This is a genomic window from Marinoscillum furvescens DSM 4134, from assembly GCF_003386095.1.
GTDB lineage: Bacteria > Bacteroidota > Bacteroidia > Cytophagales > Cyclobacteriaceae > Marinoscillum > Marinoscillum furvescens.
Genome location: NZ_QREG01000039.1, coordinates 1 through 21,075, shown reverse-complemented (window position 1 = coordinate 21,075; position 21,075 = coordinate 1). Strand labels below are relative to the sequence as shown.

The window sequence follows — 21,075 nt, the reverse complement described above, 5'->3', positions numbered from 1 at the left end:
AGTCGCAATTAAAAAGGCCGAGAACTTCTTGAGATCTCGGCCTTGATTTTTTTTCAACACAAAAAAGAGGATGCCCTTTTGAGACACCCCCTTTTTGCATTTAGAAGTAGTACGGATAGTAGACTTTTCTACCCCGTTTGTCAATGCCAGAAATGATCACTCGTCCTTTGATGCGCTCCAAAATGTGGGCAAACTCCTCAGGACTGTCTATTGCCGTATTGTTGATGTGGGTGACGATAAAACCTTCGGGTATACTTAGTTCAGCAAAGATGCCCGTTCGTTTATAATCTACCACTTTGATGCCGTTGCTTATCCCAATCAGGTCACGTTCTACTTTAGACACTGCTTCAAAAGTAGCTCCCAGCCAATCCGAGGTGAAGGTTTCACGCCTGATTACACCTGTGGTGCCCTCCCGGTTGGTGAGTACGAGTTTTTTGGAGAGACGCTTTCCATCACGCTCTACTACTAGCTGGAGTTGGTCACCAGGGTACATGTTTCCGATGAGCTCTTCCAGGTAAGCCTTGCTAGTAATTGTTTTTCCATTGACTTCCCGGATCACATCACCTTTTTGAAGTTCAGCCTTGGCGGCAGCTCCTTCTCGCTGTACATTGGCGATGATCACACCACTGAGGTCGCTGAGGTCCATCTTTGCGGCAAGCTCACTGTTGATGTCTATAAACTCTGCGCCGGTAAACGCTTTTTGTACCTCGCCGTAGTTTTTGATGTCTTCAAAGACTTTGCGAACAATATTGGCCGGTACGGCAAACCCATATCCGGCATATGAACCGGTCCGGGAGAGGATAGCCGTATTGATGCCGATCAGCTCACCGTCCGCATTGACCAGCGCGCCCCCACTGTTGCCGGGGTTGATCGCAGCGTCCGTTTGGATAAACGACTCTATCGGGAACTTGTCTTTGAGGATGTTGATGTTGCGCCCTTTGGCGCTGACAATCCCTGCCGTCACTGTGGAGGTAAGGTTGAATGGATTTCCCACTGCCAGCACCCATTCGCCTACGTTTACCTCGTTGGAGTTGCCAAAAGTGATCGCAGGCAAGTCCGTCTGGTCTACTTTGATGACCGCCAGGTCTGTACTCGGGTCCGTGCCTATTAGCTTGGCCTCAAACGTCTTTTTACCGTGTACTACGCGAATAATGTCCGCATCATCGATCACATGATTATTGGTAACAATGTATCCATCTTTTGATAAGATTACACCAGAGCCGCTGCTGATCTGCTGTGATGCCCGTGGTTCAAAAAACCAGTCGAGCCAGCTGCCCGTGCGGTACTCGTATTCTCCCAGCGTCTGAATAAAGACCACACTGGACGTACTTTTTTGTGATGCGAGCACAAAATCCCTATCCAGATCAGCCGTCCGAGGTGCCAACTCGGTGTATTGGGGGGTGAAACCCTGAGAAAGAGTGGATGGCTCCATGCGGGTGTAAGAAGCCGTCACCGGCTCTGAAGCCGCAGAGGTAATATGTATAGCTATGGCAGCACCGAGGCCTCCTGCCAGAAGACTACAGATGACCGCCGTAAACAGTATTCGTTTCATTGCTTGCTCGTCTTTTTGCATTTCGAATCTGCTTATATATATGCAAATGCCCTAGAAAGGTTGTGTTAAAAAAGGTGAAAAGCTAAGAGCTCAACATTTCTTAAGATTTAGGAATTAGTTCTGGCAATCATTTACTTTGGATCGGATTTAAAAAGACCTATGGGATTTCGATCTATACTCAGTAAACCGTTTGCGGCATACATAGCCAGACAAACTGCCAGGTGGGCTAAAGCTCCGGGGAAATATCAGGATAAGATACTTCGCGAGATTGTAGCCAAAGCACAGGGAACGGCCTTTGGTAAGGACCATGATTTTCAAAACATTCACTCCTACGAGGATTTTAAGGCACGGGTGCCGGTGAGGGATTACGAAGGCTTAAAAAGCTATGTGGATCGTGTGGTAGAAGGTGAGGAAAACGTCCTGTGGCCAGGAAAACCGGCCTATTTTGCCAAAACCTCTGGTACCACTTCAGGGACTAAGTACATTCCAATCACTAAAGAATCAATCCCCAATCATATGAACTCGGCGAGAAATGCGCTGCTGTCGTATGTGCATGAGACAGGTAATGGAAAGTTTCTAGACGGGAAGTTGATCTTTCTTTCGGGAGCACCCACTCTGGAACAAAAGGCGGGGATCAACACGGGTCGACTGTCAGGGATCGTCAATCACCACGTGCCCGGCTACCTGCGTACCAACCAGATGCCGAGTTACGACACCAATTGTATCGAAGACTGGGAAGAAAAGGTGGATGCCATTGTAGAAGAAACAGTCGACCAGGACATGACCCTCATTTCGGGCATACCGCCATGGGTGCAGATGTATTTTGACCGACTGAAGGCCAAAACCGGTAAGCCGATCAAGGACATCTTTCCCAATTTTGAGATGTTCGTTTACGGTGGTGTTAATTTTGAGCCTTACCGCGCTAAACTCTTCGAAACGATCGGAAAACAAATACCATCGATAGAAACCTATCCGGCATCCGAGGGATTTATTGCTTATCAGGACTCACAGACGGAGCCTGGGTTACTTTTGCTTGCAGATAGTGGTATCTTTTTCGAATTTATACCTGCCGATGAATACTTTGATGAAAACCCAACCCGTCTAAAAATCGATCAGGTAGAACTTGGGGTAAACTATGCGCTGGTCCTCAATAGCAACGCAGGACTGTGGGGCTATTCGATAGGAGATACCGTGAAGTTTATCAACAAAGATCCTTACCGCTTGCTTGTGACCGGGCGTATCAAGCACTTTATTTCGGCTTTTGGTGAGCATGTGATCGGCGAGGAAGTGGAGCAGGCCATGAAAGCTACCTGTGCCAAATTTCCGGAGACGGAGTTGGTAGAGTTTACGGTGGCTCCGGAGGTCACGCCAGCAGAGGGATTGCCGCTGCACGAATGGTACGTGGAGTTTGCCGCTAAGCCTAAAGACCTTGAGGCTTTTGAAAAAGAGTTAGATTTGCAGCTGCGCGAGCGCAACACCTATTACGACGACCTCATATCGGGTGCCATACTGCGGCCCCTGAAAATCGTGGAGCTGAATAAAAACGCCTTTATTGACTATATGAAATCGATCGGAAAACTAGGAGGGCAAAATAAAGTGCCTCGCCTGTCCAATGACAGGAAAATAGCCGATGCGATGCAGAGTTTGAAAGTATGAATGACGGAGAGAAGAAGCAGATAGCCATTTTGGGGTCTACGGGCTCTATTGGCACCCAGGCATTAGAAGTAGTAGACCGTCATCCGGAGCAGTTTCAGGTGGAGGTGCTCACTGCACAAAACAACGCCGATTTACTCATCCAGCAGGCCATTGCTTACAAGCCCAATACCGTGGTGATAGGCAACGAAGCCTTGTATGACCAGGTCTTCGAAGCCCTGGATGCACATGATATCAAAGTATACGCAGGGCAAAATGCACTGGGTGAGGTGGTGAAGATGGAGTCCATAGATGTGGTACTCACCGCATTGGTAGGCTACTCAGGACTCGTGCCCACCATCAATGCCATCAAAGCGGGTAAAGACATTGCACTGGCAAACAAAGAAACGCTGGTGGTAGCTGGTCAGCTGGTTACAAGTCTGGCAGCTGAGCACAAATGCAATATCCTGCCAGTAGATTCTGAACACTCTGCGATTTTTCAGTGCATCGTTGGCGAGTTTCAAAACCCGATCGAAAAGCTGATATTGACCGCATCAGGAGGACCCTTTCGGGGAAAAAAACGAGAGGAACTGCTGCAGATTACCAAGGCGCAGGCACTCAAGCATCCCAATTGGGAGATGGGCGCAAAGATTACCATCGATTCTGCCACCCTGATGAACAAAGGACTGGAAGTGATCGAAGCAAAGTGGTTATTTGGGACTCCTCTGAGCCAGATAGATGTGGTAGTACACCCGCAGAGCATTATCCATAGCATGGTGCAGTTTGAAGACGGCTCTATCAAAGCGCAGATGGGGCTGCCAGATATGCGGCTGCCCATACAGTATGCCCTGACATTTCCGGGACGCCTCAAAGCAGATTATCCACGGTTCAACTTCATGGCGTACCCGCAGCTCACATTTGAGCAACCCGACACCAAGACTTTCCGTAACTTACAGCTTGCATATGATGCTTTAGAAAAAGGTGGCAATCACCCATGCATCCTCAATGCGGCCAATGAAATCGCAGTAGCGGAATTTTTGAAGGATCGGATTGGTTTTTTAGAAATATCGGACATCATTGCCGAATGCATGGCTAGAGTGAGTTACATTAGCGAGCCAAACCTGGAGGATTATATCCAAACAGACCAAGAAACAAGAATAAAAGCGACAGAACTTATAAAATAAATGGAAGGATTAGTAATGGCGGCCCAGCTTCTATTGGGCTTATCAATTTTGGTAGGGCTGCATGAATTAGGTCACCTGGTGGCTGCCAAAATGTTTGGGATGCGTGTGGAAAAGTATTCTATAGGGTTTCCACCGAAAATTTGGGGCAAGCAATTTGGCGAAACAGAATACTCAATCGGTATGATCCCACTGGGAGGTTTTGTGAAAATCTCCGGGATGATCGACGAGTCACTCGATACGAAAACACTGAGCTCAGAGCCTGAGCCATGGGAGTTTAGAGCAAAGCCCGCCTGGCAACGACTCATCGTTATGCTGGGAGGTATCATCGTTAATGTGATCACTGGTGTGGTGATTTTTATCCTGCTGGTGTATTCAAACGGTGAGAGCTACCTCTCTAAAGAAGAACTCAACAAGCATGGAATCGTGGCTTATGATCTCGGTGAGCAGCTAGGCCTCCAGACTGGCGATCGTATTGTCAATGTAAATGGTCAGGACTATGAAAAATACAGTGACCTACGCAGCCCAGACGTGCTTTTAGGTACCGATGGCTTCTATACGGTAGACCGTAACGGAGAGCGAATTACTGTGCCTATTCCAAATAACTTTATTGACAAATTTGCAGACAAGAATGTGGCCTTTTTTGAGCCCCGGCTTCCATTTAAAGTAGGGCAGGTGCTGGAAGAAAGCAATGCTGCCAAAGGCGGCCTGCAGGCTGGAGATCGCTTTGTTGCGGTGGAAGGCAAGTCCTTGAGCTATTTTGATCAATTCAAATCGGCACTCGATACCCTGGCTGGCAAAACCATTCAAACGCAAGTGGAGCGTGATGGTCAGCGGCTTGCTTTGACTTTTGATGTCACCGACGAAGGTACCATAGGGTTTGCGCCTCAGCGCGATGAAGACCGCCTGGCGTATTCGCATAGAGACTTCTCCTTTGGCGAAGCTACTGTAAACGGTACCGAGCAGGCTTTCAATGTGGTGTTTTACAACATCAAAGCCTTCGGAAAAATGTTTTCTGGAGATGTATCTCCATCTAAATCGCTTTCAGGTCCTATCGGTATTGCGCAGTTTTTCGGTGGTACGTGGGACTGGAGCAACTTCTGGAGAATTACAGGCCTATTGTCTATGGTATTGGCCTTTATGAACCTACTCCCAATACCTGCGCTTGATGGTGGGCATGTGATGTTTCTTACCTGGGAGATTGTGACCGGGCGCAAGCCAAGTGATAAATTCCTCGAAAACGCACAAAAAGTAGGGATGGTGCTGTTGCTCGGATTGATGAGCTACGCCATCTTCAACGACGTATACAAGCTGTTCTAAGCAAAAAAAACATTAACGTACAATCATTAAAAAGCCAGTCGTAGCAATGCGACTGGCTTTTTTAGTTTCAGGTATTTCCCTTAAAGAATTTATTTTCGTCTGCGGATAAAACTGGAATATCTCTCTATCGATCAAAAGGCGCTGGTCGGTAGATCTCAAACTCTACCCGACGGTTGATCGCTTTGGCTTCTTCGGTGTTTTCTTCTACGATAGGTTTGGTGCTGCCATAGCCTTCCCACTCTACCCGGTTTGCTTCCACTCCAGCAAATTTCACAATATAGTCTCGAATGTTTTGGGCGCGCTGCTTAGAAAGCTCCAGGTTAAAATCAGCGGATCCATAAGAGTCGGTGTGGCCTGAAATTCTCAACATAAAGTCAGGATTATCATACAGAAAGTTTACAATCTTATTGAGGTCTGCATACATCTCCTGTTTCAGGGAAGCTTTTCCATTGTCAAACTCGATAGACTCAAACTTCACACGGCTTGCAAGTGGTTCTGTTACCTTGTTGAGCTCCATTGGCCCATTCAGGAAAAAGGCATCTTCGATGCGAAAAAAGTCATCTCCCTGAATGACGAGTAGGTAGTTGCGCTGGTCGATCAGGTCAAACTCAAAACTGCCATCTTCCCGTAAGTATTTTGGAGCTACTTCTATTCCCTGATCCAGGTCTATGATCGAAACAATCCCTTTGAAGGCCTTTCCTGTAAGGGAGTCAGTAAGTGAGCCACGTACTTTCGTAGTAGCCAGCGGCTGAGCCTCCATGGGTAGCGGAAATGAGTAAATGTCTTGTTTGTTGAGGTCTCGGCTGATGGAGCGGGCGTAGAAGAGTAGTTCAGATTTGGAATCGATGGTGAAATAGTACTCACTGCCCTTACCGTTGACCAGGGGACCAATATTGACTGGTTCGGACCAGTTGCCGTCTACATTGTGAGATTTATAGATGTCATATTCCCCGAAATTGTAGAGTTGCCCATTCGACCCAAAGTACAACACATCAAAGACAGGGTGGTAAAAAGGGCTCACATCATTGTTTCGGGTATTGATCACTGGCCCCATGTTTTGAGCAGGAGCCCACTCCCCGTTTTTCTTTTTATAGGTAAAGTAAATATCAGACAATCCAAATCCGCCCAGGCGATCAGAGGCAAAGTACAGCGTGTCCTCTGTATGGCTGAGCGAAGGGTGCGAGTCCCACCCCAGGCTATTGACATTTACACCGAGGTTTTGAATGTCTCCCCAGGTGCTGTCTGGAAGCAAAGTAGCCGTGAACAGGTCGCAATCTCCGTAGCAATCCATGCAGTCGCATCGAGAAAAATACAATGTTTTGCCATCTCGTGACAATACAGCCGAGCCTTCTTTATATCGCGAGTTGATGGCCTCAAATTCTTTTGCTTTTGTCCACACACCATACTCATTTTTCACGCTGTAAAACAGGTCTTCATTGAAGGTGCGTTTGATCGACAGGTCGATGCTGTTGCGCTGCGAAGTGAAAATGAGGACGTTGTTTTGAACATTGAGCGAAGGAGCATAGTCCGCCTTGGAACTGTTTACCTGCTGCCCCATATTGAGCAGTACTCCACGTGGCGGGCGCAATGTATCTATCAGTTTGCGGTACTCTACCAGCTCGTAGTAATAGTCCAGTGGTACGTATTGGGCGGCTTCCTGATTGTTTAGAGAGTCATAGTAGAGCTCTATTTCGTTGATGTTGATGCCGCGGTGGTGATGCCTCAGCACCAGGCGGTAGAGGCTTTTAGCTTCTTCTTGAGTGCCAAAAAGCTCTGTGAGTTTGGCCAGCCGCCAGATGAGTCTCGTGTCTTTATAGAAGTTTTGAATGCCAAAATTGCTCACATAGCGTCGGAGCGCGTTGTAAAGTTTGGCCCACTCTTCGTTTTCTTCAAGTTTGTGTATACGTTTCAGCTGGTCTGCGTCGTAATAATCCGGAAGCTTATTTATATTTTTAAAATTATAAATATTCAGAATCACGTTTTCAGGAAGCGAATCTGTATCGAAGTGCTTGGTGACAATTCGTTGGGCCATCAAGCCATGAATTGCGAATAGGGAAACTATAATAAAAATGCGGCGGATAGCTCCATTCATATAGGCATGTCTTTTCGACAGTCGTTTGAATAAATCTGGATAAAGATAATACCATTTATGACACACTCGCTAATTTGGCATAGCGATTGACCTAATAGTGGTTCGATCTCGAAACGTTACTTTACAAGAGATTTACTGCCATATTGGCATAAAACTAATGGCCTGTCAGGATGTATCGTCAAAGCAGACAGATGTGCAGTGATTCCACGGCAGCCACAAACACTTGAAAACTTTATGTTTGAAGATAAATCTACTGACACTATCCTTTTTACTGATTATCTGGAAGATGAGTCCGGAGAACTAATACAGCTGGTCTCTGAAGACGATGAGGCGCCCATAGATGACGACAGCCTTCCGTCCGAATTGCCCATTCTTCCAATCAAAAATACGGTATTGTTTCCTGGGGTGGTGTTGCCCATCACGGTAGGAAGGTCCAAGTCAATCAAGCTCGTAAAAAAAGCCTATAAGGGTGACCGGATAATAGGTGTGGTAGCCCAAAAAAACACGAAGAAAGAAGAGCCTGCATTTGCAGACTTGTATCAGATAGGCACCATAGCCAAAATATTAAAAATGCTCGTTTTGCCTGATGGCAATACTACGATCATCATTCAGGGTAAACAACGATTCCAGTTGGGTGAGCCACTGCAGGAGGAGCCTTTCCTAAAAGCCTCTTTCAGTACTGTAAAAGAAGATGAAGACATTAGTGCTGAAGAAGTACAGGCCATTACTACTTCGCTAAAAGAAGCGGCGTATAAAGTGCTTAAGCTCAACCCTGAAATACCTAAAGAAGCTCAGGTAGCCCTGGAAAACATTCAGAGCTATACGTTTCTCACCCACTTTCTAAGTTCCAATATCAACGCGGAGGTGAGTGATAAGCAGAAACTGCTGGAAACCAATAATCCTAAAAAACGCGCGGAACTGCTCTTGCAATACATGCTCAAGGACATTCAAATGCTCGAGCTCAAGCAAGAGATAGCTAGTAAGGTGCACTCAGACATTGATGCGCAGCAGCGGGATTATTTCTTACGTCAGCAGATGAAAGTCCTTCAAGATGAGCTGGGCCAGGGCGGTCCTGATCAGGAAGTCAATGAGTTGCGCAAGCGTGCTGAAGATAAAAACTGGCCAGATGAAGTGCGTGAGCATTTTTTTAAAGAACTGGACAAAATAGGGCGAATGAATCCTGCAGCAGCAGAATACCCGGTGGCCATGAGCTATGCGGAGTTGCTGGTAGATCTGCCCTGGAGTGATGTCACTGAAGATAATTTCGATCTCAAGAATGCCAAAAAGGTGTTGGATCGAGATCACTTTGGGTTGGACAAGGTGAAGCAGCGAATATTGGAATACCTTGCTGTTCGTAAGCTGAAAAACGATCTAAAAGGTCCGATCCTTTGCCTCTATGGACCTCCAGGTGTGGGTAAAACATCACTCGGGAGATCTATTGCCGATGCCTTAGGGCGTAAATACGTGCGCATGTCTTTGGGAGGGGTGCACGATGAGGCTGAAGTGCGAGGGCACCGCAAGACCTACATAGGAGCTATGCCTGGCAAGGTCATTCAGAATATCAATAAGGCCAAGACGTCCAACCCAGTATTTATTTTAGATGAAATAGATAAAGTAAGCTCTGACTTTAGAGGCGATCCATCCTCGGCACTACTAGAGGTGCTTGACCCTGAGCAGAATGGTACATTTAAGGACAACTATCTGGAGGTCGATTATGATCTTTCGAAGGTGCTATTTATCGCTACTGCAAATTCACTGGATACCATTCAGCCGCCGTTGAGAGATCGGATGGAAATCATCGATATCACCGGCTACACACTGGAGGAAAAGGTAGAAATAGCCAAGAAGCACCTTGTACCCAAGCAACTAAAAGAGCATGGCCTCACTACTAGTGACGTCACTATTACCAAGTCTGCAATCACGAAGCTGATCAACGACTACACGCGTGAGTCCGGTGTGCGAAATCTTGAGCGCAAAGTAGCTTCAGTGATTCGGAATGTAGCCAAATCCATTGCTATGGAGGAGGAGTATACCAAAAAGATTACTGACAAGGAGGTCCGAAAAATTCTTGGACCTGAGGATTTTGATAAGGAAGCATACGAAGACAATAAGCTTCCGGGCGTAGTGACTGGTCTGGCGTGGACACCCTCGGGTGGGGATATTCTTTTCATAGAAGCCAGCTTGAGTAGAGGTAAAGGCAAGCTCACACTTTCTGGTCAGCTGGGAGATGTGATGAAGGAGTCTGCGATGACTGCTCTGTCTTATCTGAAAACCAATGCGGATGCGCTTGGCATAGACTATCGCGTCTTTGAGCACTATGATCTGCACGTGCACGTGCCTGCAGGGGCCATACCAAAGGATGGGCCATCTGCGGGGATCACCATGCTCACAGCACTGGCGTCTGTTTATACTCAGCGCCTGGTGAAGAAGAAGCTGGCCATGACTGGTGAGATTACCCTTCGCGGTAAAGTGCTCCCTGTGGGAGGAATCAAAGAAAAGATTCTGGCTGCCCGGCGTGCAGGGATATCAGAGATCATCATGTGTGAGCGCAACCAAAAAGACATGGAGGAGATCAACGAGCAATACATAAAAGGGCTTACGATCCATTTCGTGAAAAACGTTCAGGAAGTGCTTGATATCGCTTTGCTATCGCAAAAGCCTAAAAATCCCATGAACTTTATTCTTCCAGAACCTACTAAGTAAGTTGAGGTGGCTAACAGTCATACTGCTTTTTGGTGCCTGTAATATTGGGTGGGCGCAGTTTCAAAATGCGCATAGTCTGAGCCTTCCGGCCAATGCCAGGGCTGCAGCACTGGGAGGTACAGTGGTGTCTATGGCAGACGGTGATATCGCTCAGTTTTTTCAAAACCCGGCCGTGTTAGACTCTGTAAAAGTGTCTGATGTATCGCTAACATACATGCCGCTATTTGCAGGTATCTATGGGTTTAGTGGAGCAGCGGGATTTCAGCTTCCTCGTGTGGGAGTTCTGGCTGCAGGAGTAGCGTACATCGACTATGGAGACTTTCAGCGGACGGATGATAACGGAGACCCATTGGGGGACTTTCAGGCCAGGGACCTGGTAGTGACTGTGGGTAAAAGTCATCAGATTGCAGGGTTTTCGCTTGGGGCAAATTTGAAATATGTAAACGTTGGGGTGGATACCTACCAGCGGCACATGGTGCTGATGGACTTTGGTGGAGTATATCGCTCACCAGGAAATGTGCTAATGGCCGGAGTGCTGTTTAAAAACTTTGGGTGGGTGCTTTCGGATTTTGCCAATGCATCCAATAGCGTGCCATTTGATGTGCAAGTGGGGGCTACCATAAAACCTGAACACATGCCCTTTCGTTTTACCCTTACTGCATTTGGGCTTACACAGCGCGATACCTATTTTCAGTCAGAGCAGTCAGTAAGTCAGTCGAAGGCTGTAGAGCGTGCAGACCGACTGCTTCGAAAAATCAATATCGGCATGGAGCTGGTCATTCATCCACGTATCCAGGCCATCGTAAGTTATAATCACCTGCGCCGACAGGAGCTGACGCTCAGTGAGCGAGCATATGGTGCAGGCATTAGCCTGGGTTTTCGGCTAGGTGTGGGCAAGTTTGATATCAGTTATGCACATACTACCTATCATGCTGCCGGAGGCTCCGATTTTATCACCATTCAGACAAATCTGAAATCTTTTAAAAAGTTATTTTAGGATTATGAACAAGAATTTAACCCCTCGGCAGATTGTAGCCGAATTAGATAAATATATTATCGGTCAGAAGGAGGCCAAGCGCAATGTAGCCATTGCACTGCGTAACCGCTGGCGACGGATGAATGTGAAGGAAGAGATTCAGGGTGAGATCGTACCCAACAACATCCTGATGATCGGAGCCACAGGTGTGGGAAAGACTGAAATCGCCCGACGATTGGCTCATCTCGCTGAGGCTCCTTTCACCAAAGTGGAAGCTTCCAAATTTACTGAGGTAGGCTACGTGGGACGCGATGTGGAAAGCATGATTCGTGATTTGGTGGAGCAGGCGGTAGACATGGTAAAAACTGCCAAGAAAGAAGAAGTACGCGAAAAAGCCAAAGATATTGTTGAGGGTATTATTTTAGATGCGCTCATTCCTCCGCTCAAAGGATCGCCTACGCCACATGCTACAGGTATGGGGAAGGATCAGCCCGAAGATGAGCGTGAGCTCAACGAGAAGACCCGTGAGCGCTTCCGCGAAAAGATCCGAAACGGCGAAATGGATGAGCGAAAGATCGAAATAGACGTGAAGCAAAACGCTGCGCCGGGCGTAGGAATGGTCGGAGGTGGCATGGATGAAGCTTCCATGATCAACCTGCAAGAGATGCTGGGAAATATGCTACCCAAAAAGACCAAGAAGCGTAAAGTGACTATCGCAGAGGCGAGAAAAATTTTGCTGGAGGAGGAATCCGCCAAGCTCATCGATATGGATGAAGTAAAAGAGGAGGCACTCAAGAAGGCAGAAAATACAGGGATCGTATTTATTGATGAGGTGGATAAGATTGCTGGAAACTCGCGCGGTGGACAGGGTGGTCCGGATGTGAGCCGTGAAGGTGTGCAGCGAGATATGCTGCCCATCGTAGAGGGCAGTGCTGTAAATACGAAATACGGTATAGTTCATACAGATCATATCCTTTTTATCGCTGCAGGTGCATTTCATTTTAGCAAGCCTTCAGATTTGATCCCAGAGCTTCAGGGTCGCTTCCCGATTCGTGTGGAGCTCGACAACCTCACCAAAGAAGATTTTCTAAGTATCTTAAAAGAGCCTAAAAATGCGCTGACCAAGCAATATGTGGCTTTGGTGCAGGCCGAGGAAGTAGAACTTACCTTTCAGGATGAAGCATTGGAACGCCTGGCAGAGATCGCCTTTCAGATCAATGAGGAAGTGGAGAACATCGGTGCGCGTAGATTGCATACGGTGATGAGTAAGCTGCTCAATGAGATCTTGTTTGAAATCCCTGACACCATCGGGCCAAATGCCCGAATAGTGGTAGACAATGCGCTGGTGGAAGAGAAATTAGCTGGTCTGGTGAAGGATAAAGACCTGAGTCAGTATATATTATAATGATATAAATAGTATTAGGAATGGAAACGCCGGGTGAAAGCTCGGCGTTTTTTCGTATCAGCGAATGATTACATTCCTTGCAATTCACTTTGGGCTTTCCTTTGTATTCCGCAGGATTCAATCGCTCCTGGCTAGGGATCAATCCGAAAACCTGTGGTGGAATAGGATAAATTGAAGGACGGGCATTCGTCCATTTTAGGTTTTCCAGATGGAAATCAGGTTACAAATAAATACTGTCTGAGCTTATACGTAATCTTAGAATCTTGTCGTAAACGTAAAAGCGAGTTTATTTATTTGCTGATTTATATTTGGAAAAGCGTTAAGAAATGGACTCAGCCCTTGATTTTTGCTACTTTTTATCAAGAAAAAGTAGAGAAAAGCACGATTTGTTTTGAAATCCGATCGCATTCCATCAAAAAGCAAGCCCTTCCACCTAAAGCAAAAATTGAACTTTCTAAAGCAAGCCCACACAAATATTGCTTGATCCTATTTTTACTTGCTTAGAAACAGAAAAAGCCCAAGAAATAAATCTTGAGCTTTTATTGTGACCTCCGCAGGATTCAAACCTGCAACCTCTTGAGCCGTAATCAAGTGCTCTATTCAGTTGAGCTAGGAGGCCATTTATCTTTTGACTATTACAACGAATATATTATTTATTCAGTTGAGCCAGCCTGCGGCTAGGCAGGCTAAAAGGCCATTTTTTAACCATTTTTGTGAGTCTTACTTCTTCTAAGTTTGACTCGTTTCAGTACCTTCGAAACCAGCTTTGCGCTCGTCTCTGACTGAAATCGAGCACAAAGGTAATAATTTGTATCATAAATCAACGTTATTCCTACAGGTTTTAAAATAGATTCTATCTTTGCCCTGAATAAAATAATCCATATGAAGCGTATTTGCGGTTTTTTCCTACTTTCAATTCTTACATTTTCTGTTTTTGCTCAGGATGAAAACAAGCCCAAGCAGCCGGATCTGCCAGGTAATTTGATGATCGACTTTGGGTTTAACCGGTGGAGCGAGGAGCCAGACAACCTTCCATTGGGGTTTTTGGGATCAAATTCTGTAGGAATCTATTACAACAGACGTTTGCGCTTCAATGACCATATTTCTTTTCACCCGGGCATTGGCTTCACTTTTGAAAAATATGCCTTTGAGGATCGCTACACGTGGCTGCGTGATGACGATGGTACGGTGGATTTCGATTCATTGTCAGGTGTGGGCTTCCGAAAAAACAAGCTCGTTTCTAACTACCTGGAAATCCCAATAGAGTTTCGTATTCACCCCTTGGGTACGGTGAACGGTGAAGGGTTTTTTATCGGAATCGGTGCTGTAGGCGGTATGCGTATTGGCTCACATACCAAAATAAAATATGATATAGGTGAGGATACAGTGAAAGAGAAACTGTACGATGGCTTTGGGTTGAGCGATTTCCGTTACGGTCTGCAGGGGCGATTGGGCTTCAGAGCCATACACGTTTTTTATAAATATTGGCTAAACGATGTTTTTTCGACCTCTCCTGATGCTAATAAAAGCCCACAAGCCTGGACAGTAGGGATCAACTTTAGCGGATTTTAGCTCTAAGCGAAAAACCAAAAAGCAGAAAAGGATAGCGTATAGCCCAGGATAATGCCGGCCCAGCTCTCATTAGGGGTGTGCCGGCCCAGCTCCAGGCGAGACATGGTGGTGAGTCCGGCTCCCATAAAAATCAGCGACAGAGGCCATACCATGTCTACAGACAGATAGCGAATGGCTACCGCCGTAAAAAGCCCGGCTACTCCCCAGATGCCGGCAGAGTGCACACTCACTTTGAATTTGATGCTAATCAGGAAAATGACCACTATCAGCACTGTCACGGCGATCATCATCACCAGAAGTGGTCGGGGGATGTTCATTTTGTCATAAAACATATAGGTAGTAGCACCATAAAACACCCCTATAGTCAGAAAAGGCAGCGAGCGCTCTTCGCGTCGGGTGATGTCTAAGTTGGATACTCGCTTGGTAAACATCAGGAATGCGATGCTCAGCGCAGGTATGACGGCTGTGGTGATAAACACCACAGCTATAAACATGGGGATAGACTTGTAAGGAATGGGGCTGTAAATCTCAGGCAGCATCCAGTAAAACAGCGCACTGCTATAGGTCGCCATTAGCAATGGGTGGAACACTGCCGAAATGATGTTCATTAAGAATACCCGCATCTACAGCTGTTTTCTAAGGCGCGCTACAGGAATATTGAGCTGCTCCCGGTATTTGGCTACCGTCCTACGTGCAATGTTGTAGCCTTCGGCGCGCAGTAGTTTTTCCAGCTTGTCGTCAGAGAGTGGCTTGGCCTTGTCTTCGTCATCTATGATGGCTTTTAGCTTGTGTTTTACTTCTCGGCTGCTCACATCTTCTCCCGATTCGGTAGAGATGCCTTCGGAGAAAAAGTATTTGAGCGGGAAGATGCCAAATTCCGTCTGGATGGATTTGCTATTGGCCACTCGTGATACCGTGGAGATGTCCATGTTGATCCTGTCTGCTATATCTTTTAGGATCATCGGCTTGAGCTTGCTCTCGTCTCCTTCCTGAAAGTACTCATACTGAAAGTCTATGATCGCCTGCATGGTATTGAGCAGGGTGTTTTGGCGCTGTTTGATGGCGTCTATAAACCATTTGGCGGAATCCAGCTTTTGCTTGATAAACGAAACCGTGTCTTTCAGCTTTTTATCTTTTTTGTCACTCTTGTCGTAGGCATGCAACATGTCTGCATAGGAGCGGCTTACTTTTAGCATGGGGGCATTTCTAGAGTTGAGTGTGAGCTCCAGTTTGCCGTTGTTGTTATTGAGTAAGAAATCCGGAATCAGGTATTGTGTTTTTACCAATTCGTCTCCCGATCCTCCCGGTTTGGGGTTGAGCTTGGTGATCAGCGAAATGGCTCCTTTTAGCTCTTCTTCGTCTTCCAGATTGAGTTTTTTGGCTATTTTGTCATAGTGCTTTTTCGAAAACTCGTTGAAGCAGCGCTCGATGATTTGTTTGGCGGTTTCCAGGTATTCGGTGTCCTCATCCTTGCGCTCCAGCTGCAGCGTAAGGCATTCTTGTAGGTTGCGTGCCGCTATTCCCGGAGGATCAAAGTTTTGGATTTTAAACAGGATTGATTCCAGTTCTTCAGCATCCGTTTCCACATTTTGTGAAAAGGCAAGGTCGTTGACGATGGCATCCAGATCTCTGCGGATGTAGCCATCAGCGTCTACACTACCTATGAGCTGCTCTCCCAGGCGATGTTCCCGCTCATCCAGTCTCAGGTATCCGAGCTGAGACATCAGCTGCTCATGCAGCGTAGTGCCTACAGAGATTGGCATTTCTTTATCGTCTTCGTCTTGACCTCTGCCATCTCCCTGCATTTTGTAGCCGGAGTAGTCATCGTGCAGGTATTCTTCTATGCTTTCAGGCTCCGTGGAGCTGTCGTATTCATCGTCGTAGTTGTCCTGCGTGTCGTAATCGTCCTCTTTTTCAGGGGCTCCTTCTTCGAGTGCTGGATTTACTTCCAGTTCTTCTTCTATACGGGCATCGAGCTCCACGGTGGGTACCTGTAGTAGTTTGATAAACTGTATCTGCTGGGGAGACAGTTTCTGTGATAAAGACTGTGTGAGATTGAGTTTTTGCATGGTTAGTTTTTGCTCGAAATCAAAAATATCATAATTATAGGATTCTTTGATTAAAACCTTAAAATATCGTTTTTTTGCCCAGTTTTACATCGAATTAAGTTATTGATACCGTGAGAGAAAAACGTACAAAAATCAAACATGTTTTAAGTAATGAGCCGCTGGGCGAGTCACTCACCGTAATGGGATGGGTTCGTACCAAGCGTGCCAGCAAGAGTGTGGCATTTATTGCACTCAACGATGGGTCTTCTATCAATAACTTACAAGTGGTAGCAGATGCTGAAAAATTTGGGGAGGAGCTACTGAGAAAAATTACCACAGGAGCGAGTATCAGTGCTACTGGAAAGCTCGTGGAATCTCAGGGCGCAGGCCAGACCTGTGAGCTGGTAGCAGAACAAATCGAAGTGTTTGGCGAGGCAGACCCTGACAAGTATCCACTGCAGCCTAAAAAACACAGCCTGGAGTTTTTGCGAGAAATCGCTCACCTTCGTCCGCGGACCAACACCTTCAGTGCCGTGATGCGGGTGCGTCATGCTCTGGCATTTGCTGTGCATCAGTTTTTCAACGAAAAGGAATTTTTCTATATCAATACGCCTATCATCACCGCATCTGATGCGGAAGGCGCAGGGGAGACGTTTCATGTCACCAATTTCGATTTGGCCAATGTGCCAAAGAATGACGAAGGAGGGGTAGACTATAAGCAGGACTTTTTTGAGAAAGAGGCCAACCTCACCGTATCGGGGCAGCTCGAAGGGGAGTTGGCAGCCATGGCGCTTTCAGACATCTATACTTTTGGTCCTACTTTTAGAGCCGAAAACTCCAATACCACACGCCACCTGGCGGAGTTTTGGATGATCGAGCCGGAGATGGCTTTTTATGATCTAAAAGACAATATGGACCTGGCCGAGGAGATGCTGAAGTATCTGGTAAAATATGCGCTGGACAACTGTGCCGACGATTTGGCGTTTCTCGAAAAGCGTGCGGCTGATGAAGACAAAAACAAGCCTCAAAACGAGCGTGCCGAAATGACGCTGACAGAGCGTTTGCGTTTTGTGTTGGAAAACGATTTTGAGCGGGTGAGCTACACTGAGGCTATAGAGATCTTGAGAAACTCTAAGCCCAACAAAAAGAAGAAGTTTAGCTATGTGATCGAAGGCTGGGGTGCAGACCTGCAGTCGGAGCATGAGCGCTTTTTGGTAGAAAAGCATTTTAAGAAGCCAGTCATCCTATTTGATTACCCTAAAGACATCAAGGCATTTTACATGCGACAAAATGATGACGAGAAGACCGTAGGAGCCATGGACATCCTCTTTCCTGGAATCGGTGAGATCGTAGGTGGCTCTCAGCGTGAAGAGCGCATGGACAAGCTATCGCAGCGAATGGAGGAGATGGATATCCCTGCCGAAGAAATGGAGTGGTATTTGGATACGCGCAGGTTTGGTGCAGTGCCTCATAGTGGGTTTGGGCTTGGTTTTGAGCGCATGATCCTCTTTGTGACGGGCATGGGCAATATCCGCGATGTAATTCCTTTTCCGCGTACGCCGGGCAACTGCGAGTTTTAACTCAGCGACACACCATCAAAATACTTTGCAAAACCGCGGCCTAATCAGCTGCGGTTTTGTGGTTTTCAGGGCTTGGTATAGCTTTTCCCCGTCTGGGGGATACCTACTGTGCTGGCATCCAGCTGGTAGCTGGCCTCCACAGACTGAGAGCCAGAAAAACGCATCACGTAGACTTCCAGGTGCAGGTGTGGGCCGCTTGCCTGGCCAGTAGCGCCACTTAGCGCGATCACATCTCCAGCTTTTACCTCATCACCGATTTTTACCAGTGCCCCGTTTTTCTGAAGGTGGGAGTAGTCGGCTATGGAGCCATCTGCATGCATCACCTGCACAAAATTATTGTACTGTCCACAGCTCTTATCCGGGCACCCACGGTTGTGTTTTTGCACCACGTTCATCACCTTGCCATCCCGGATAGCGCAAATTTTAGTGCCTGTGTCCATATGGAAATCTAACGCATACTGATCCATATGCGTGGGGCGCTCCAGGTAGCCCTGGTCTATGCGATGACTCTCACCAGATTGGTAGGGGAGCTGATACACGTACGTATCGTCGTGTATGGCTGTGACGTCTCCCTGCGTGCTGGTAAATTCGTAGCTATACCCATAGGAGTTGGCTGTAGGAGTTAGGGTTACAAACGCTGTGGTGCTTTTTGGTGGCACCACTTGAGTGATAGGCAGTGCTATGCTGGCACTCATTCCCTTGAGGTTGCCTTCTAAAAGTACGCTATGGAGCACTTCACTTCTGTTTTCCACATAGATGATCAGGCTATTGTCCTCCTGTGTTTCGTGGTAGGCTTTGATGACTTTTTCCTGAGCGGTGGCTTGCACGATGCAAAACGCCAGCACGAGCGTAAGTAGATGTTTCATTTAGCAACTTTTGAAGCCTGTGCGGGCTCCTGATTAGCAAATTTCCCAACAGGTGGGCGGTATTTCTGAAACGGAATTTTCAGTAGATTGCCAAGCCTGCCGTTCTCAGTAGGCTCCATGTGCGTATCTATCCCAAACTTCAGTGTTCGAGTATCTTCTACGCGGGTATAGGTCCCAAAGATTCGATCCCAGAAAGAAAAAATATTTCCATAGTTGGTGTCGGTGAGGGGCTGTGTATAGTGATGGTGGACCTTGTGCATGTGAGGGGTCACAAAAACATACGAAAGAAAATGGTCCAGCTTTTTCGGAAGGTTTACATTGGCATGGGTGAGGTGGGCAAAGAGTACTGATAAGGACTGGTAAAGCATGATGATGCCTATGGGTGCTCCCACGATGATTACCGCCAGAATGGTAAAACCTATTCGGAAAACCGTTTCTCCGGGGTGGTGACGTAAGCCCGTGGTGACGTCCACCGTAGTGTCGCTATGATGGACCAGGTGAAACTTCCACATCCACCTGACTTTATGCTCCAGCCAGTGAATGAAATAAGCGCCGATGAGATCCAGGAGCAATACGCCAGCTACTATTTGTGCCCACAGAGGTAGCTCTATAATGTGTAGCAGCCCAAATTGGTTTTGGGCTACGAAATCTGATGCCATGAGCAGCACTCCGGCTAGTCCAAAACCTATAATGGCTGTAGTAAGCGTGAAGAAAAGGTTGAGGCTGGCATGATGAAACTTTTTGTAAGTAAACGTAAAGAGCGGGAGCACTCCTTCGGCTATCCAAAAGAGTACGATTCCCCCGATTAGGATGAGTGACCTAAACCAGATAGGTACATCCTCAAAAAATTCGATGAGCGATTCCATTCATTTTCGGGTGTAGCGTGGGGTAATGGGGTAATGCTTGTTAGAGTTAAAAGTAACGAATTTTTAACCCTGGTTAAAATCTGCTTCGACGAGCTATCAGGTTTTGAGCGCCTGATTTGGTGTTAATTTTTTCTAAATACTGTGTTTTCAGGGGTTTAAGGGGGTAATTCTGGCTTATCAGGACGGTTAATTCACAGAATCGTTGTAGATTTCAGGTGTTAAATCGATGAATGAAGTGTAAACCCTGGCGAGTGTCTTGTCAGGGTTTCTTTTTGGTGCATCTCCGCTCCATTGCCAGTCATTTTGTGTAGGGGCCGAATAGATATAACTTAGCGTGCCGCCTTAGATTTATTGACCCTTATGACTAGACTTGCACTAATTTTTTTCGGGGTGTTGGCGGGACTTGTAGCCACAGCCCAGGAGCGTATGACTGACATACGTGACAACTCCACTTATGAAACTGCCCAGGTGAGCAGCAAAGTATGGATGAAATCGAACCTTAAGTACAACCTCAACAACAGGTATTTTCTTTACCTCTCAGAAGGGGAAGTCTACTACCATGCCGATGAACTGGAAGACGTCTGTCCGGAAGGCTGGCGTGTACCTACGCTGGAAGAATGGCAGGACGTGGCAGACCTGAATGAGCTGAAGCTCAAGGCTGCGGGTGTACTGGATCAGGGGCGGTTTGCCGACTTTGGCCGCAGCTATGTGTACTGGACATCTAGTCAGGATGCTAAAGGTGTGCCGGTACTGGTAAGTCTGGACACCCTCGGTAGTCCGTTGGTAGTACGGCCGGCCACTAGCAATACTCATGCGAGCTGCCGCTGCGTGAAAGAGTAAGTTTGAAAATACGCTGTGGAGGTTTTAGTAGCCCGACAGGAATCGACCCGGAGCGCCGGACCGTCGATGCGCCGGACCGCCGATGCGTCGGGCCGTTTGTATCAAAAGATTAGGAAATATTTTTTTGTGGAGCGGTAAAAATTAGGAAAGTGTAGCCCCGACAGGAATCGAACCTGTATCTAAAGTTTAGGAAACTTCTATTCTATCCATTGAACTACGGGGCCAAGCGCACCTTGCGCGGAAGACGTGCAAAACTAGCCAATTTTAAGGTTTAGTTAAAAAAGGGCACGAAGGAATCTGGATCCCGCTTGAGTTGATTGTCGTCAATTCAGAGTTAGGATATGAACAGATGTTTTTCGCTAGAAGTATAGAGATCATCTATACTTTATAATTTTTAGCGAAGTGTGTAGGTCAATCATTCTCCTCAAACCACTTCACGATG

Annotated in this window: 15 protein-coding genes and 2 tRNA genes; 9 read left to right on the top strand and 8 right to left on the bottom strand. The window is 46.8% G+C overall.

Going from position 1 to position 21,075, the window contains the following annotated elements; translation table 11 throughout:
- Positions 1-100 precede the first annotated feature (100 nt).
- Complete coding sequence (locus C7460_RS23105) at positions 101-1,552, bottom strand: S1C family serine protease (protein ID WP_115870515.1); 1,452 nt, start codon at positions 1,550-1,552, stop codon at positions 101-103.
- A 159-nt stretch (positions 1,553-1,711) separates the two neighbouring features.
- Here C7460_RS23105 and C7460_RS23100 point away from each other — a divergent pair, with 159 nt between their 5' ends.
- From C7460_RS23100 to rseP, 3 genes are read left to right on the top strand one after another with little or no spacing between them, the layout of a single operon-like run.
- The gene (locus C7460_RS23100; RefSeq protein ID WP_115870514.1) at positions 1,712-3,208 is read left to right on the top strand and encodes a GH3 auxin-responsive promoter family protein; all 1,497 of its coding nucleotides are present in this window, start codon (positions 1,712-1,714) and stop codon (positions 3,206-3,208) included.
- On the top strand, positions 3,205-4,368 hold the full coding sequence (locus C7460_RS23095; protein ID WP_115870513.1) for a 1-deoxy-D-xylulose-5-phosphate reductoisomerase: 1,164 nt from the start codon (positions 3,205-3,207) through the stop codon (positions 4,366-4,368). The genes C7460_RS23100 and C7460_RS23095 overlap by 4 nt, the downstream gene beginning before the upstream one ends.
- Positions 4,369-5,685: an RIP metalloprotease RseP gene (gene rseP, locus C7460_RS23090; protein ID WP_115870512.1), complete on the top strand. Its 1,317-nt coding sequence runs from the start codon at positions 4,369-4,371 to the stop codon at positions 5,683-5,685.
- A 124-nt stretch (positions 5,686-5,809) separates the two neighbouring features.
- Here rseP and C7460_RS23085 read toward each other — a convergent pair whose 3' ends face one another.
- Positions 5,810-7,717, bottom strand: a complete 1,908-nt coding sequence (locus C7460_RS23085) for an OmpA family protein (RefSeq protein ID WP_245986538.1) — start codon at positions 7,715-7,717, stop codon at positions 5,810-5,812.
- A gap of 294 nt (positions 7,718-8,011) precedes the next feature.
- On the opposite strand from C7460_RS23085, the gene lon reads away from it, so the two are divergent.
- The 3 genes from lon to hslU are packed head-to-tail and all read left to right on the top strand — an operon-like array spanning position 8,012 to position 12,861.
- Complete coding sequence (gene lon, locus C7460_RS23080; RefSeq protein ID WP_115870510.1) at positions 8,012-10,480, top strand: endopeptidase La; 2,469 nt, start codon at positions 8,012-8,014, stop codon at positions 10,478-10,480.
- A 1-nt stretch (position 10,481) separates the two neighbouring features.
- Positions 10,482-11,477, top strand: a complete 996-nt coding sequence (porQ, locus tag C7460_RS23075; protein ID WP_115870509.1) for a type IX secretion system protein PorQ — start codon at positions 10,482-10,484, stop codon at positions 11,475-11,477.
- Positions 11,478-11,481: 4 nt separating this feature from the next.
- Positions 11,482-12,861: an ATP-dependent protease ATPase subunit HslU gene (gene hslU / locus C7460_RS23070; RefSeq protein WP_115870508.1), complete on the top strand. Its 1,380-nt coding sequence runs from the start codon at positions 11,482-11,484 to the stop codon at positions 12,859-12,861.
- Between the two features lie 545 nt (positions 12,862-13,406).
- Here the strand turns inward: hslU and C7460_RS23065 are convergent.
- Positions 13,407-13,480 (bottom strand) — tRNA-Arg (locus tag C7460_RS23065).
- 263 nt (positions 13,481-13,743) lie between these two features.
- Here C7460_RS23065 and C7460_RS23060 point away from each other — a divergent pair.
- Positions 13,744-14,433 carry an outer membrane beta-barrel protein gene (locus C7460_RS23060; protein ID WP_115870507.1) on the top strand — a complete coding sequence of 230 codons (690 nt, stop codon included), beginning with the start codon at positions 13,744-13,746 and terminating at the stop codon, positions 14,431-14,433.
- Positions 14,434-14,435: 2 nt separating this feature from the next.
- Here the strand turns inward: C7460_RS23060 and C7460_RS23055 are convergent, their stop codons facing one another.
- Together C7460_RS23055 and rpoN are read right to left on the bottom strand one after the other, a co-directional pair.
- Positions 14,436-15,056, bottom strand: coding sequence for a hypothetical protein (locus C7460_RS23055; RefSeq protein ID WP_147303071.1), 621 nt, complete (start codon positions 15,054-15,056; stop codon positions 14,436-14,438).
- Positions 15,057-16,502, bottom strand: a complete 1,446-nt coding sequence (rpoN, locus tag C7460_RS23050; RefSeq protein WP_115870505.1) for an RNA polymerase factor sigma-54 — start codon at positions 16,500-16,502, stop codon at positions 15,057-15,059.
- A 110-nt stretch (positions 16,503-16,612) separates the two neighbouring features.
- Here rpoN and asnS point away from each other — a divergent pair, with 110 nt between their 5' ends.
- On the top strand, positions 16,613-18,061 hold the full coding sequence (asnS, locus tag C7460_RS23045; RefSeq protein ID WP_115870504.1) for an asparagine--tRNA ligase: 1,449 nt from the start codon (positions 16,613-16,615) through the stop codon (positions 18,059-18,061).
- Between the two features lie 65 nt (positions 18,062-18,126).
- Here asnS and C7460_RS23040 read toward each other — a convergent pair whose 3' ends face one another.
- Entirely contained in the window at positions 18,127-18,927 is an 801-nt protein-coding gene (locus C7460_RS23040) for a M23 family metallopeptidase (RefSeq protein ID WP_115870503.1), read from the bottom strand.
- A complete protein-coding gene (locus C7460_RS23035; protein ID WP_115870502.1) occupies positions 18,924-19,793 on the bottom strand; it encodes a sterol desaturase family protein in 870 nt (289 codons plus the stop codon). Before C7460_RS23035 ends, C7460_RS23040 begins: the two co-directional genes overlap by 4 nt.
- A gap of 360 nt (positions 19,794-20,153) precedes the next feature.
- Here C7460_RS23035 and C7460_RS23030 point away from each other — a divergent pair, with 360 nt between their 5' ends.
- The gene (locus C7460_RS23030; protein WP_115870501.1) at positions 20,154-20,633 is read left to right on the top strand and encodes an FISUMP domain-containing protein; all 480 of its coding nucleotides are present in this window, start codon (positions 20,154-20,156) and stop codon (positions 20,631-20,633) included.
- A 152-nt stretch (positions 20,634-20,785) separates the two neighbouring features.
- Here the strand turns inward: C7460_RS23030 and C7460_RS23025 are convergent.
- Positions 20,786-20,857, bottom strand: a tRNA-Arg gene (locus C7460_RS23025).
- Positions 20,858-21,075 lie beyond the last annotated feature (218 nt).